Here is a 14,397-nt window from a genome sequence, read left to right on the forward strand (position 1 = left end):
AGACTCTTGAGCCATGCGAAGCGAGCCTGTCGTGCGGGTCGAGGCCCTGGTGAAGCGGTACGGGGCGAAGACCGCGGTGAACGGCCTCGATCTGACGGCCCGGGCGGGCGTCACCGCCGTCCTCGGACCCAACGGCGCCGGCAAGACGACCACGGTCGAGACCTGCGAGGGGTACCGCAGGCCGGACTCGGGCACGGTGCGCGTCCTCGGCCTCGACCCCGTGCGACAGGGCTCCGAACTGCGCCCCCGGATCGGCGTGATGCTGCAGTCGGGGGGCGTGTACTCGGGTGCGCGGGCCGACGAGATGCTCCGGCACGTGGCGAAGCTGCACGCGCATCCGCTGGACGTCGACGCCCTCGTCGAGCGCCTCGGTCTCGGCTCGTGCGGCCGTACGAGCTACCGGCGGCTCTCCGGCGGACAGCAGCAGCGCCTCGCCCTCGCGATGGCCGTCGTCGGCCGCCCGGAACTGGTCTTCCTGGACGAGCCGACGGCCGGCCTCGACCCGCAGGCCCGCCGCTCCACCTGGGATCTCGTGCGGGACCTGCGCGCGGACGGCGTCTCGGTCATCCTGACCACCCACCACATGGACGAGGCCGAGCAGCTCGCCGACGACGTGGCGATCATCGACGCAGGCACGGTGATCGCGCAGGGCTCCCCCGAGGAGCTGTGCCGCGGCGGCGCCGAGAACACCCTGCGCTTCACCGGCCGCCCCGGGCTCGACGTCGGCTCGCTGCTGAAGGCGCTGCCCGCCGACAGCACCGCCGCCGAGCTGACCCCCGGCTCCTACCGGATCACGGGCAAGGTCGACCCTCAGCTGCTCGCCACGGTCACCTCGTGGTGCGCGCAGCACGGGGTGATGCCGGACCGGATCTCGGTGGAACGCCACACCCTGGAGGACGTCTTCCTCGAACTGACCGGCAAGGAGCTGCGCTCGTGACCGCCACCGGCACCTACACCCCCCGGCCCGGCGCGGCCCCGCTCCCCCGCATGATCGCGGCCCAGGCGGCGCTGGAGACGAAGATGCTGCTGCGCAACGGTGAGCAGCTGCTGCTCACCGTGGTGATCCCGACCCTCCTGCTGGTGCTGTTCAGCACGGTCGACGTGGTCGACACCGGCGCGGGCGAGGCGGTGGACTTCCTCGCCCCCGGCATCCTCGCGCTCGCCGTGATGTCGACGGCGTTCACCGGCCAGGCCATCGCGACCGGGTTCGAGCGCCGCTACGGGGTGCTGAAGCGGCTCGCCTCCTCACCGCTGCCGCGCTGGGGCCTGATGACGGCGAAGACGCTGTCGGTGCTGGTCACCGAGGTCCTCCAGGTGATCCTGCTGACGGGGATCGCCTTCGCGCTGGGCTGGGACCCGCACGGCGGCCCCGCGGCCGTCCTGCTGCTCCTGGTCGCCGGCACGGCCGCCTTCTCCGGCCTGGGCCTGCTGATGGCGGGCACCCTGAAGGCGGAGGCGACGCTGGCCGCCGCCAACCTGGTGTTCCTGCTGCTGCTGGTGGGCGGCGGGGTGATCGTGCCGCTCGACAAGTTCCCGTCCGGCGCGCAGGACGTGCTCGGCCTGCTGCCCGTCACCGCGCTCTCCGACGGCCTGCGGGACGTGCTCCAGCACGGCGCCGGGATGCCCTGGGGCGACCTGGCGGTCCTGGCGGTCTGGGCCGTCCTGGGGCTCGCGGCGGCCGGCCGGTTCTTCCGCTGGGAGTAACCGCGTCCGCCCCACGGCGACCCTCGTGAAAGCGTGCACAAGCGGCCCGCTTACGATGGGACGCGTGCTGAACGTGACCCGTGCCGACGCCGTAGCCGCCGTGCGCAACCCCCTCTCCTTCATCGCCGCACGCTGGACCCCCGCCCCCCGGACGGTTCGGCGGGCGGCTCTCTTCGCGCTCGTGATGTCGGTGGTGATCGTGGTCACCGGCGGCGCCGTCCGCCTCACGGGCTCCGGCCTCGGCTGCCCGACCTGGCCCAAGTGCACCGACGACTCGCTCACCGCGACGAGCGAGATGGGCTTCCACGGCGCCATCGAGTTCGGCAACCGCATGCTGACGTACGTGCTGTGCGCGGCCGTCGGCTGGGCGATCATCGCCGCGCGCTCGGAGAAGCCGTACCGCCGGAGCCTGACCCGGCTGGGCTGGGCGCAGTTCTGGCTGGTGATGAGCAACGCGGTGCTCGGCGGGATCGTCGTGCTCGTCGGGCTCAACCCGTACACGGTCGCGGCGCACTTCCTGGCCGCCTCGGCGCTGATCGCGGTCGCCGCGGTGATGTGGCAGCGCACCAGGGAGGGCGACGGGGAGCCCCGCACGCTGGTCGGCAGGCCCGTGCAGCAGCTGGTGTGGTTCCTGGTCCTCGCCTCGATGCTGCTGATCGCCGTCGGCACGGTGGTCACCGGCGCGGGCCCGCACGCGGGCGACTCCAGCGAGGTCGAGCGGATGCCGCTGGACTGGGAGACGGTGGCCAAGCTGCACGCCGTGCTCGCCTGGATCGTGGTGACGCTGACGTTCGCCCTGTGGTTCATCCTCAAGGCGGTGGACGCGCCGAAGAGCCCGCTGGACCGTACCCGGGACCTGTTCCTGGTGCTGCTCGCCCAGGGGGTCGTGGGCTATGTCCAGTACTTCACCGACCTGCCCGAGATCCTGGTCGGACTGCACATGCTCGGATCGTGCCTGGTGTGGATCGCCGTCCTGCGCGTACCCCTGGCGCTGCGCGAACGCGCCGGAACGCCGGCCGACCTGCCGCACCCGGCACCGGAGGCGACGGTCGGCACCCGCGCCTGAGCCGTACGCGCCCTGGTCACCGCGCCTGAACCGGCGCACCTGAGCCGGCCGTCCCGTCCGGCCGTACCCGCGTCTCAGCCCAGCCCGTACACCCGGCGGGCGTTGCCCGACGCGATCAGTCCGGCCACCCGCTGCGCGTCCCCCGGCGACCACGCGCCCTCCGCGACCCAGCCGCCCAGCACCCGCGTCAGGGCCTCGCGGAACAGCCGGGCCCCGACCACGTGCAGCTCGGGCAGCCCGTGTGCGCCGGTGGAGAAGAGGATCTTCCCGAAGGGCGCCAGCTCCAGGATCTCCGCGAGGACGGTCGCGGCGCGGGCGCCGGTCCGCACCAGGGCCGCCCCGGAATCGGCGTACACGTGCGGGAAGACTCCCGCGAGGTGGGCGGCATGGCGGTGGTAGGGGTAGCCGTGCAGCAGGACGAGGTCGGTGCCGAGGCCGGCCGTGGCCCGGACGAAGTCGGTGAGCAGCACGGGGTCGGTGCGGTCGATCCGCCCGCCCGGCGCCCCGAGGCCCGCGTGCAGCTGCAGCGGAAGCTCCGAGGCGACGGCACTCCACAGCAGGTGCCGCAGCAGCACCGGGTCGCTCAGCTCGCCGCCGACCCGGCGCGCGGCCAGCCAGCGGCCCGCCGCACCCCGCACCTCCCCCGGCCCGGGCGGCTCGGGCGCCAGCGCGAGGCCGTGCCGGACGCCCGCGACGGAGGTGAAGGCCACGGCGTTCACGGCCGCCCCGTGGACCGCCTCGGCGAGGTTGGCCAGGAAGGACTCGACGGTGCCGGAGGTGTCGGCGACCTGCTCGGCGAGGAGTTCCAGACGGACGATCTCGCGGGCCTCGGCGTCGCCCGTCGAGGCCAGCTCGCCCGGCCCGGTGAGATCGCCGGGCAGGCCCGTGTCGACCAGGTACGTCGTGATGCCGCTGCCGCGCAGCAGCCGGCGGCCCGCTTCCAGTACGCCGAGTTCACGGCGCCGGGCGAGATAGCGGGCGGGCGGCGCGTGCGGTTCCAGGCCGAGCAGCGGGGGGCACCAGCGGCGTACCGCGAAGCCCGTCTGGGTGTCGAACAGCGTCGTGCCGGGGGCCGGCGGGCCCTCGGTGCGGGCCAACTGGGCCTCGAACGTGCCGAGACCCAGCTCCGTTCTCAGGACGCCGTGGCAGTACTGATCCACCAAGGACGGCGTTTCGATCATCCGGACTCCCCGGGAGATGGACCACGTCGCGTGCACGTCGCTTCTACGGGTCCTAACGGGTGACCGGGGCCTCAGGTGTTGCTGCCGGCCGACTGTTCGCCGCTCAGTCGTTCTTCGGACCGCCGACCTGGATGCCCGCCATCCGCGTCCACTCGTACGGCCCTGTCCGCACCTTCGCCGCGAACTCGCCGTCGAAGGCCTCGTGGACGGTGATGCCGGCCTTCCCGACGGCCTGCTCGGCGACGGCGACCGAGGGGGCCACCAGGTCGCCCCAGCCGCCGTCCTCGCCGACGAGGACGATACGGGCGCCGCGCTCGCCGATATAGGCGATCTGGCCCTCCGCCCCGCCGTGTCGCCCGGCGAAGGCGCTGATCCGTTTGGCGAGCCGGCCCGCCGTGCGCTCGGCCTTCGCGGCCTGCTTGGCGTCGGCGGTCTCGTCAGCCTGCTTGGTGTCTGCCATGGCCAGGATGCTACCGACGGGTAGAGCGAACGGCGACGGCCGGGGTGCGTGGCGTCGACCACGCACCCCGGCCGCCGAGGGTGCCGTCGGGGGCTGCCGCTCAGCGCAGGAAGGGGTCCACCGCGACCGCCACGAAGAGCAGCGACACATAGGTGATGGACCAGTGGAACAGCCGCATCTCCTTCAGCTTCCCGCCCGTGACCTCGGCCTTCGCGCGGTTCTGCAGTCCGTGCGCCTCCCACAGCCACCAGCCGCCCGCCGCCAGCGCGATCGAGGTGTAGAACCAGCCGGTGTAGCCCAGCGGCTGCAGCAGCAGCGAGACGCCGACCATCACCCAGCTGTAGAGGACGATCTGCTTGGCGACGGTCTTGTTGGAGGCGACGACCGGCAGCATCGGCACGCCGACGCGCGCGTAGTCGTCCTTGACCTTCATGGAGAGCGGCCAGTAGTGCGGCGGCGTCCAGAAGAACATGACGAGGAAGAGGACGACCGGCGCCCAGGACACCGAGTTCGTCACGGCCGACCAGCCGATCAGGACCGGCATGCAGCCGGCGATGCCGCCCCACACGATGTTCTGCGAGGTGCGCCGCTTGAGGATCATCGTGTAGACGACGACGTAGAACAGGAGTGCGCCGAGGGCGAGCCAGGCCGACAGCCAGTTGACGGTGAGCCCGAAGAGCAGGGTCGAGACCACCGCGAGGGTGATTCCGAAGACGAGGCATTCACGCGGGCTGACCATCCCGGTGACCAGCGGACGCTGCGAGGTGCGGTCCATCAGGGCGTCGATGTCGCGGTCGATGTACATGTTCAGCGCGTTCGCGCCGCCCGCGGACAGATAGCCGCCCAGGCAGGTCAGCACCACCAGGCCCAGGTCCGGAACGCCCTGCTGCGCCAGGAACATCACCGGGACGGTGGTGATCAGCAGCAGTTCGATGATCCGCGGCTTGGTCAGCGCCACGAACGCCTTGACCCGGGCCCCGACCGGCCGCCGGCTCGGGCTCTGACTCGCCCCGACAATCCCCACTGGACGGGATTCAACGGCCGTCACGCACACCCCTGACAGAGACTCCCAGCGAGCCTCCCCATGTGAATACGGGGTAAAGGCTCGCGCGTACCACGCCACTGTAGACGTTGCCCATACCCCGGGATTCGCGGGGGTGGGGTCGTGTTGGAAGGCACCCGCGGAAGAGCCGGAAGGCACTCTGTTGAGCACTCGTACGAGCGGGTCCGTATTCACTTGCTGAGCAGGAAAGTCGCCGGTCGGCGGGCGGGTCGCGAAGCTACCCGGCAGTCTGGAATGACTCGAAAAAATGCACGTTCTGACGGGGGTAGGCTCGACATCGGCCGGTGGGCGCCGCGTGCACCGGTATTCGACATGTGTGACATGTGGAGAGGAGCCCTGACCCAGGGTGAGCACCAAGCCGACCACCACAGACCTCGAGTGGACCGAGTTGGACCAGCGGGCCGTGGACACCGCCCGCGTCCTGGCCGCCGACGCCGTACAGAAGGTCGGCAACGGCCATCCCGGTACGGCGATGAGCCTGGCGCCTGCCGCGTACACCCTCTTCCAGAAGGTGATGCGACACGACCCGGCGGACGCCGACTGGGTCGGCCGCGACCGCTTCGTGCTGTCCGCGGGCCACTCGTCCCTGACCCTGTACACCCAGCTGTACCTGGCCGGTTTCGGCCTGGAGCTGGACGACCTGAGGGCCTTCCGCACCTGGGGCTCGAAGACCCCGGGGCACCCGGAGTACGGCCACACCACCGGCGTGGAGACGACCACCGGCCCGCTCGGCCAGGGCGTCGCCAACGCCGTCGGCATGGCGATGGCCGCGCGCTACGAGCGCGGTCTGTTCGACCCCGACGCCCCGGTCGGCGAGTCGCCCTTCGACCACTTCGTCTACGTCATCGCCGGTGACGGCTGCCTCCAGGAGGGCATCTCCGCGGAGGCGTCCTCGCTGGCCGGCCACCAGAAGCTCGGCAACCTGGTCCTGCTGTGGGACGACAACCACATCTCGATCGAGGGCGACACCGAGACGGCAGTGTCCGAGGACACTGTCGCGCGGTACGAGGCGTACGGCTGGCACGTGCAGCGCGTCGCCCCCAAGCCGGACGGCGACCTGGACCCGCACGCCCTGTACGACGCGATCGAGGCCGCGAAGCTGGTGACGGACAAGCCGTCCTTCATCGCGATGCGCTCGATCATCGCCTGGCCGGCCCCGAACGCGCAGAACACCGAGGCCGCGCACGGCTCGGCGCTCGGCGACGACGAGGTCGCCGCGACCAAGCGCGTCCTGGGCTTCGACCCGGAGCAGTCCTTCGAGGTCGCGGACGAGGTCATCGCCCACACCCGGGGCGCCCTCGATCGCGGCCAGGCCGCCCGCGCCGTGTGGGAGAAGTCCTTCCAGCAGTGGCGGGACAACAACCCCGAGCGCGCCGCCGAGTTCGACCGTGTCGCCGCGGGCGAGCTGCCCGCCGGCTGGGAGGAGAAGCTCCCGGTCTTCGAGCCCGGCAAGGGCGTCGCCACCCGTGCCGCGTCCGGCAAGGTGCTCCAGGCGCTCGGCGCGGTCATCCCCGAGCTGTGGGGCGGCTCCGCCGACCTCGCCGGCTCCAACAACACGACGATCGACAAGACGTCGTCGTTCCTGCCCGAAGGCAACCCGCTGCCCGAGGCGAGCCCGTACGGCCGCACGATCCACTTCGGCATCCGCGAGCACTCCATGGCCGCGGAGATGAACGGCATCGCGCTGCACGGCAACACGCGCGTCTACGGCGGCACGTTCCTCGTGTTCTCCGACTACATGCGCAACGCCGTCCGGCTGTCCGCCCTGATGCACGTGCCGGTCACCTACGTGTGGACGCACGACTCCATCGGTCTCGGCGAGGACGGCCCCACCCACCAGCCGGTCGAGCACCTCGCGTCGCTGCGCGCGATCCCCGGCCTGAACGTGGTCCGCCCGGCCGACGCCAACGAGACCGCGATCGCCTGGCGCGAGATCCTCAAGCGCTGGACGAAGGTCTTCGGCAAGGGCGCCCCGCACGGTCTGGTCCTCACCCGTCAGGGCGTGCCGACCTACGAGCCCGACGAGAACGCCGCCAAGGGAGGCTACGTCCTGTTCGAGGCCTCCACGGGGACGCCGGAGGTGATCCTCCTCGCGACCGGCTCCGAGGTGCACGTCGCCGTCGAGGCGCGCGAGCGGCTGGAAGCCGACGGCGTGCCCACCCGGGTGGTCTCCATGCCGTCCGTGGAGTGGTTCGAGGAGCAGGACCAGGGGTACCGGGACAGCGTCCTGCCCCCGTCCGTCAAGGCCCGCGTGTCGGTCGAGGCGGGTATCGGCCTCACCTGGCACAAGTACGTCGGGGACGCAGGCCGCATCGTTTCCCTGGAGCACTTCGGTGCTTCCGCCGACGGCAAGGTCCTCTTCCAGGAGTACGGCTTCACTGCCGAGAACGTGGCGGCCAAGGCGCGGGAATCCCTCGCCGCCGCCCAGCGCTGACGCTCACACACGACCCGTAGGAGATGTAATTCCATGACAGACGCACTCAAGCGCCTCTCCGAGGAGGGCGTCGCGATCTGGCTGGACGACCTGTCGCGCAAGCGGATCACGTCCGGCAACCTCGCCGAGCTGATCGACCAGCAGCACGTCGTGGGCGTCACCACCAACCCGTCGATCTTCCAGAAGGCGATCTCCCAGGGCGACGGCTACGACCAGCAGCTCTCCGACCTCGCCTCCCGCGGGGTCACGGTCGAAGAGGCCATCCGCATGATCACGACGGCGGACGTCCGTGACGCCGCCGACATCCTGCGCCCGGTCTTCGACGCCACCGGCGGCCAGGACGGCCGGGTGTCCATCGAGGTGGACCCGCGCCTCGCGCACCACACCAAGCCGACGGTGGCCGAGGCCAAGCAGCTCGCGTGGCTGGTCGACCGCCCCAACACGCTGATCAAGATCCCGGCCACCATGGGCGGTCTGCCGGCCATCACCGAGGTCATCGGCCTGGGCATCAGCGTCAACGTCACGCTGATCTTCTCGCTGGAGCGCTACCGCCAGGTCATGGACGCCTACCTGTCCGGCCTGGAGCAGGCCAAGGAGCGCGGCCTGGACCTCTCGAAGATCCACTCCGTGGCGTCCTTCTTCGTGTCCCGTGTGGACACCGAGATCGACAAGCGTCTCGACGCGCTCGGCACCGACGCGGCCAAGGCCGCCCGCGGCAAGGCCGGCCTCGCCAACGCGCGCCTCGCCTACCAGGCGTACGAGGAGGTCTTCGCCGGCGAGCGCTGGGCCGCGCTGGAGAAGGCGGGCGCCAACAAGCAGCGTCCGCTGTGGGCCTCCACCGGCGTGAAGGACCCCGCGTACAAGGACACCCTGTACGTGGACGACCTGGTGGCGCCGAACACGGTGAACACCATGCCGGAGGCGACCTTGTTCGCCGCCGAGGACCACGGCTCGATCACCGGCGACACCGTCGCCGGCACCTACGAGCAGGCCCGCGCCGAGATCGACGCCGTCGAGAAGCTCGGCATCTCCTACGACGAGGTGGTCCAGCTCCTCGAGGACGAGGGCGTCGAGAAGTTCGAGGCGTCCTGGAACGACCTGCTCAAGTCGACCGAGGCGGAGCTCCAGCGCCTCGCCCCCTCGGAGGGCTGAGAATTTGTCGAGCAGCAACCCGCTGCGTGACCCCGCCGACCGACGGCTCCCGCGTATCGCGGGGCCGTCGGGCCTGGTCATCTTCGGCGTCACGGGCGATTTGTCCCGGAAGAAGCTCATGCCCGCGGTGTACGACCTCGCGAACCGGGGTCTGCTGCCGCCGGGCTTCTCCCTGGTGGGCTTCGCCCGCCGGGAGTGGGAGCACGAGGACTTCGCACAGGAGGTCCACGACGCCGTCAAGGAGCACGCCCGCACTCCCTTCCGCGAGGAGGTCTGGCAGCAGCTCGTCCAAGGCATGCGCTTCGTGCAGGGCACCTTCGACGACGACGACGCCTTCGACCGGCTGCGCGCGACGATCGACGAACTCGACCGGGCCCAGGGCACGGGCGGCAACTTCGCCTTCTACCTCTCGGTGCCGCCGCGTTCCTTCCCGGTGGTCATCAAGCAGCTGAAGAAGCACGGGCTGGCCGACCAGCAGAACGGTTCCTGGCGGCGCGCGGTCATCGAGAAGCCCTTCGGCCACGACCTCGCCTCAGCCGAGGAGCTCAACAAGGTCGTCCACGAGGTCTTCGGCTCGGACCAGGTCTTCCGCATCGACCACTACCTCGGCAAGGAGACCGTCCAGAACATTCTGGCGCTCCGCTTCGCGAACACCATGTTCGAGCCGATCTGGAACCGGTCGTTCGTGGACCACGTGCAGATCACCATGGCCGAGGACATCGGCATCGGCGGCCGGGCCGGCTACTACGACGGCATCGGCGCCGCCCGTGACGTCATCCAGAACCACCTCCTCCAGCTCATGGCCCTCACCGCCATGGAGGAGCCGGCATCCTTCGACGCGGACGCGCTGGCCGCGGAGAAGACCAAGGTGCTCGGCGCGGTGAAGCTGCCGAAGGACCTGGGCCGCGACACCGTGCGCGGCCAGTACGCGGCCGGCTGGCAGGGCGGCGAGAAGGCCGTCGGCTACCTCGAAGAGGACGGCATCGACCCCAAGTCGAAGACCGACACCTACGCGGCCGTCAAGCTCGGGGTGGACAACCGGCGCTGGGCGGGCGTCCCGTTCTACCTGCGCACCGGCAAGCGCCTCGGCCGGCGCGTGACCGAGATCGCGGTCGTCTTCCAGCGGGCCCCGCACTCTCCGTTCGACTCCACGGCCACCGAGGAGCTCGGCGCGAACGCCATCGTCATCCGGGTCCAGCCCGACGAGGGCATCACGGTCCGCTTCGGCTCCAAGGTGCCCGGCACCTCCATGGAGATCCGGGACGTGTCGATGGACTTCGCCTACGGCGAGTCGTTCACCGAGTCCTCGCCCGAGGCGTACGAGCGGCTGATCCTCGACGTGCTGCTGGGCGACTCGAACCTCTTCCCGCGCACCGAGGAGGTCGAGCTGTCCTGGAAGATCCTCGACCCGATCGAGCAGTACTGGGACAAGAACAGCAGGCCCGCGCAGTACCCGTCGGGCACCTGGGGGCCGGTCGAGGCCGACGAGATGCTCGCACGAGACGGACGGAGCTGGCGCCGGCCATGAAAACGGACCTCACGGACACCACTGCCAGCAAGATCAACAAGGCGCTGGTGCAGGGCCGCCGTGCGATAGGCACACCCGCCGTCGGCATGGTGCTCACCCTCGTCGTCGTCACGGACGAGGAGAACGCCTACGACGCCCTGAAGGCGGCGGGCGACGCGTCGCACGAGCACCCCTCGCGCACGCTCGTCGTCATCAAGCGCGTCTCCCGCTCCTCCCGGGGCCGCACCCAGTCCCGCCTCGACGCCGAGGTGCGCCTGGGCGCGGACGCCGGCAGCGGCGAGACGGTCATCCTCCGGCTGTACGGCGAGGTGTCCGACCACGCCCAGTCCGTCGTGCTGCCGCTGCTGCTGCCGGACGCCCCCGTGGTGGTCTGGTGGTCGGTGGACGCCCCGCGCGACCCGGCGGGCGACCCGCTGGGCGCCCTGGGACAGCGCCGGGTGACCGACAGCTACACGGCCGAGAAGCCGGTCGACGAGCTGCGTTCCCGCGCCGAGAGCTACGAGCCGGGCGACACGGACCTGGCGTGGGCCCGGATCACTCCGTGGCGTTCCATGCTGGCCGCCGCGCTCGACCAGGTCAGCTGCGAGATCGTGTCCGCCGAGGTGGCGGGCGAGGAGTCCAACCCGAGCGTCGAGCTGCTCGCCATGTGGCTCGCCGACCGACTCCATGTGCACGTCCGGCGGGCGGTCTCGGCCGGTCCCGGTCTGACCCAGGTGCGGATGGAGACCACCGGCGGCCCGATCACGCTGCACCGGTCGGACGGGGCGATGGCCACCCTGGCGCTGCCCGGCCAGCCGGACCGGGCGGTGGCGCTCAAGCGCCGGGAGACGTCCGAGCTGCTCGCGGAGGAGCTGCGCAGGCTCGACCCCGACGACACGTACGCGTCCGCCCTGCGGTTCGGCGTGGACCGGCTGGGCGGCCTGCAGTCGGCCGCCGAGCGGGTGGCGGAGCGGGCCGAGGCCGCGTCCCAGCCGCCGCCCTCCCTGCCGGTCCGCGCCGTGCCGGAACCTGCCGCCGCCGGCCGTGACTCCGCCCCGGCCGCCTCGACGGGCGCTGCTGCGGGCTCCGGTGACGCCGACCGGCCGTCTCCGGCGCAGATGCCCCCGGTCCGGAAAGCGGACCCGCAGTGAGCACGCCCCAGCTGGTCGTGCACCGCGACAAGGAGCTGATGGCGCAGGCCGCAGCGGCCCGTCTGATCACGAAGATCGTGGACGCGCAGGCCTCCCGGGGTCATGCGTCCGTGGTCCTCACCGGCGGCCGCAACGGCAACGGCCTGCTGGCCGCCCTGGCCGTCGCGCCCGCCCGCGACGCCGTCGACTGGGCGCGGCTCGACCTGTGGTGGGGCGACGAGCGGTTCCTGCCCGAGGGCGACCCGGAGCGCAACGTCACGCAGGCCCGTGAGGCCCTGCTGGACTCCGTCCCGGTGGACCCGGAGCGTGTGCACGCCATGCCCGCGTCGGACGGTCCGCACGGCGCCGACGTGGAGGCGGCCGCGGCCGCCTACGCCGAGGAGCTGGCCCGCGCGGCCGGTCCCGAGAACCACGGCGCGGTCCCGTCCTTCGACGTGCTGATGCTGGGCGTCGGCCCGGACACCCATGTGGCCTCGCTCTTCCCCGAGCTGCCGGCCGTACGGGAGACCGAGCGCACGGTGGTGGGCGTGCGCGGCGCGCCCAAGCCCCCGCCGACCCGCGTCACCCTCACCCTCCCGGCGATCCGGGCGGCCCGTGAGGTGTGGCTGCTCGCGGCCGGCGAGGACAAGGCGCAGGCCGCGGAGATCGCCCTGTCCGGAGCGGGCGAGATCCAGGCCCCGGCCGCGGGAGCCCAGGGACGCGCCCGCACCCTGTGGCTGCTGGACTCGGCGGCGGCCTCGCGGCTGCCGAGGTCCCTGTATCCGCCGGCTTCGTCGTAACGCCTTTCCCCGCCCCGCAACAGCAGTCGGCGCCGGGTCCCGTCCAGGGACCCGGCGCCGACTCGTTCGGCACTCGTTCAGCGCACCGTCAGAAGGGACGCTCCGGTCCGGGCCGCCTCACTGCCGGCCGCGCAGCTCCCGATAGGTGGCGACGAGGGCCCGGGTGGACTCGTCCAGGCCGGGCACGTCGGCGCCTTCGGTGAGGGCCGGTTCGACGCGCTTGGCGAGGACCTTGCCGAGCTCCACGCCCCACTGGTCGAAGGAGTCGATGTTCCACACCGCGCCCTGCACGAACACCTTGTGCTCGTAGAGGGCGATGAGCTGGCCGAGCACCGACGGGGTCAGTGCGCTCGCCAGGATCGTGGTCGTGGGGTGGTCGCCCTGGAACGTCTTGTGGGCGACCAGCTCCTTTGGAACCCCTTCCGCGCGGACCTCCTCGGGCGTCCTGCCGAACGCCAGCGCCTGCGTCTGCGCGAAGAAGTTCGCCATCAACAGGTCGTGCTGGGCCGCCAGTTCGCCGCCCAGCTCGTCGACGGGCCGGGCGAAGCCGATGAAGTCCGCCGGGATGAGCTTCGTGCCCTGGTGGATCAACTGGTAGTAGGCGTGCTGCCCGTTGGTGCCGGGCGTGCCCCACACCACCGGCCCGGTCTGCCAGCTCACGGGCCGGCCCTCGCGGTCCACCGACTTGCCGTTGGACTCCATGTCCAGCTGCTGGAGATAGGCGGCGAACTTCGACAGATAGTGGCTGTAGGGCAGCACCGCGTGCGACTGGGCGTCGTGGAAGTTGCCGTACCAGACGCCCAGCAGGCCCAGGATCAGCGGGGCGTTCGACTCGGCAGGCGCGGTGCGGAAGTGCTCGTCGACGAGGTGGAACCCGTCGAGCAGCTCACGGAACCGGTCCGGGCCGACGGCGATCATCAGCGACAGGCCGATCGCCGAGTCGAAGGAGTAGCGGCCGCCGACCCAGTCCCAGAACTCGAACATGTTCGCCGTGTCGATGCCGAAGCCGGCGACCTTCCCGGCGTTCGTCGACAGCGCCACGAAGTGCCGGGCGACCGCCTTCTCGTCGCCGCCCAGCCCGTCCAGGAGCCAGGAACGGGCCGACGTGGCGTTGGTGATCGTCTCGATGGTGGTGAACGTCTTCGACGCGACGATGAACAGCGTCTCGGCCGGATCCAGGTCCCGGACCGCCTCGTGCAGGTCCGCGCCGTCCACGTTGGACACGAACCGGAACGTCAACTCGCGTGCGGTGTACGGCCGCAGCGCCTCGTAGGCCATCGCCGGGCCCAGGTCGGAACCGCCGATGCCGATGTTGACGACGTTGCGGATACGCCGCCCGGTGTGCCCGGTCCACTCGCCGGAGCGCACCCGCTCCGCGAAGCCGGCCATCCGGTCGAGCACGGCGTGCACCGCGGGGACCACGTTCTCCCCGTCGACCTCCACCACCGCGTCACGCGGCGCGCGCAGCGCGGTGTGCAGCACCGCACGGTCCTCGGTGAGGTTGATCCGCTCGCCGCGGAACATCGCGTCACGCAGCCCGAAGACGTCGACGGACGCTGCCAGCTCACGCAGCAGTCGCAGCGTCTCGTCGGTGACGAGGTGCTTGGAGTAGTCGATGCGCAGGTCGCCGACCCGCACGGTGTGACCGGCGCCGCGCCCGGGGTCGGCGGCGAACAGCTCCCGCAGCCGCACCTCGCCGAGTTCCTCGCGGTGTTCGGCCAGAGCGGTCCACTCGGGCGTCTGGTTCAGCCTCGTACGGCCGTCTGCGTTCATCTCGGACTTCAGCCCTTCCTCACCTGTCCGTGCTGCCTCGCACGTCTTGCCCCGCCGCTCCCAACCTAGTTGATCACGAGAGGGCACGAGCGGACGTGCCGTTGCCCGCGGGGCAACAGGAAGTACG

12 protein-coding genes are annotated in these 14,397 nt (G+C 71.4%); 8 read left to right on the forward strand and 4 right to left on the reverse strand.

Going from position 1 to position 14,397, the window contains the following annotated elements:
* Window positions 1-13: 13 nt before the first annotated feature.
* From QA802_RS11105 to QA802_RS11115, 3 genes are read left to right on the forward strand one after another with little or no spacing between them, the layout of a single operon-like run.
* On the forward strand, window positions 14-937 hold the full coding sequence (locus tag QA802_RS11105) for an ABC transporter ATP-binding protein (protein ID WP_334520679.1): 924 nt from the start codon (window positions 14-16) through the stop codon (window positions 935-937).
* Between the two features lie 50 nt (window positions 938-987).
* Window positions 988-1,704: an ABC transporter permease gene (locus tag QA802_RS11110; protein ID WP_334534486.1), complete on the forward strand. Its 717-nt coding sequence runs from the start codon at window positions 988-990 to the stop codon at window positions 1,702-1,704.
* 55 nt (window positions 1,705-1,759) lie between these two features.
* Window positions 1,760-2,770, forward strand: a complete 1,011-nt coding sequence (locus QA802_RS11115; RefSeq protein ID WP_334520682.1) for a COX15/CtaA family protein — start codon at window positions 1,760-1,762, stop codon at window positions 2,768-2,770.
* Window positions 2,771-2,844: 74 nt separating this feature from the next.
* On the opposite strand, the gene QA802_RS11120 is transcribed toward QA802_RS11115, so the two are convergent.
* The 3 genes from QA802_RS11120 to QA802_RS11130 all read right to left on the reverse strand — a co-directional run bounded on the left by QA802_RS11120 (window position 2,845) and on the right by QA802_RS11130 (window position 5,465).
* Window positions 2,845-3,951 carry an amidohydrolase family protein gene (locus QA802_RS11120; RefSeq protein WP_334520685.1) on the reverse strand — a complete coding sequence of 369 codons (1,107 nt, stop codon included), beginning with the start codon at window positions 3,949-3,951 and terminating at the stop codon, window positions 2,845-2,847.
* A gap of 103 nt (window positions 3,952-4,054) precedes the next feature.
* A complete protein-coding gene (locus tag QA802_RS11125) occupies window positions 4,055-4,411 on the reverse strand; it encodes a hypothetical protein (RefSeq protein WP_334520688.1) in 357 nt (118 codons plus the stop codon).
* 100 nt (window positions 4,412-4,511) lie between these two features.
* Window positions 4,512-5,465, reverse strand: coding sequence for a heme o synthase (locus tag QA802_RS11130; RefSeq protein ID WP_334520690.1), 954 nt, complete (start codon window positions 5,463-5,465; stop codon window positions 4,512-4,514).
* 355 nt (window positions 5,466-5,820) lie between these two features.
* Here QA802_RS11130 and tkt point away from each other — a divergent pair, with 355 nt between their 5' ends.
* The 5 genes from tkt to pgl are packed head-to-tail and all read left to right on the forward strand — an operon-like array spanning window position 5,821 to window position 12,497.
* Window positions 5,821-7,908: a transketolase gene (tkt, locus tag QA802_RS11135; protein ID WP_334520693.1), complete on the forward strand. Its 2,088-nt coding sequence runs from the start codon at window positions 5,821-5,823 to the stop codon at window positions 7,906-7,908.
* Between the two features lie 33 nt (window positions 7,909-7,941).
* On the forward strand, window positions 7,942-9,060 hold the full coding sequence (gene tal, locus QA802_RS11140) for a transaldolase (protein WP_334520696.1): 1,119 nt from the start codon (window positions 7,942-7,944) through the stop codon (window positions 9,058-9,060).
* Between the two features lie 4 nt (window positions 9,061-9,064).
* Window positions 9,065-10,588: a glucose-6-phosphate dehydrogenase gene (zwf, locus tag QA802_RS11145; protein ID WP_334520698.1), complete on the forward strand. Its 1,524-nt coding sequence runs from the start codon at window positions 9,065-9,067 to the stop codon at window positions 10,586-10,588.
* Window positions 10,585-11,718 carry a glucose-6-phosphate dehydrogenase assembly protein OpcA gene (gene opcA / locus QA802_RS11150; protein ID WP_334520701.1) on the forward strand — a complete coding sequence of 378 codons (1,134 nt, stop codon included), beginning with the start codon at window positions 10,585-10,587 and terminating at the stop codon, window positions 11,716-11,718. The genes zwf and opcA overlap by 4 nt, the downstream gene beginning before the upstream one ends.
* Complete coding sequence (gene pgl, locus QA802_RS11155) at window positions 11,715-12,497, forward strand: 6-phosphogluconolactonase (RefSeq protein ID WP_334520704.1); 783 nt, start codon at window positions 11,715-11,717, stop codon at window positions 12,495-12,497. The genes opcA and pgl overlap by 4 nt, the downstream gene beginning before the upstream one ends.
* A gap of 117 nt (window positions 12,498-12,614) precedes the next feature.
* Here the strand turns inward: pgl and pgi are convergent, their stop codons facing one another.
* Window positions 12,615-14,270, reverse strand: coding sequence for a glucose-6-phosphate isomerase (gene pgi, locus QA802_RS11160; RefSeq protein WP_334520707.1), 1,656 nt, complete (start codon window positions 14,268-14,270; stop codon window positions 12,615-12,617).
* Between the last annotated feature and the right edge of the window lie 127 nt (window positions 14,271-14,397).

Origin of the sequence: Streptomyces sp. B21-105, assembly GCF_036898465.1 — a bacterium.
Taxonomy (GTDB): domain Bacteria; phylum Actinomycetota; class Actinomycetes; order Streptomycetales; family Streptomycetaceae; genus Streptomyces.

Coding starts and splice junctions, on each gene's coding strand:
- QA802_RS11105 (WP_334520679.1), top strand. CDS start 14: ATGCGAAGCGAGCCTGTCGTGCGGGTCGAGGCCCTGGTGAAGCGGTAC.
- QA802_RS11110 (WP_334534486.1), top strand. CDS start 988: ATGATCGCGGCCCAGGCGGCGCTGGAGACGAAGATGCTGCTGCGCAAC.
- QA802_RS11115 (WP_334520682.1), top strand. CDS start 1,760: ATGGGACGCGTGCTGAACGTGACCCGTGCCGACGCCGTAGCCGCCGTG.
- QA802_RS11120 (WP_334520685.1), bottom strand. CDS start 3,951: ATGATCGAAACGCCGTCCTTGGTGGATCAGTACTGCCACGGCGTCCTG.
- QA802_RS11125 (WP_334520688.1), bottom strand. CDS start 4,411: ATGGCAGACACCAAGCAGGCTGACGAGACCGCCGACGCCAAGCAGGCC.
- tal (WP_334520696.1), top strand. CDS start 7,942: ATGACAGACGCACTCAAGCGCCTCTCCGAGGAGGGCGTCGCGATCTGG.
- opcA (WP_334520701.1), top strand. CDS start 10,585: ATGAAAACGGACCTCACGGACACCACTGCCAGCAAGATCAACAAGGCG.
- pgi (WP_334520707.1), bottom strand. CDS start 14,270: ATGAACGCAGACGGCCGTACGAGGCTGAACCAGACGCCCGAGTGGACC.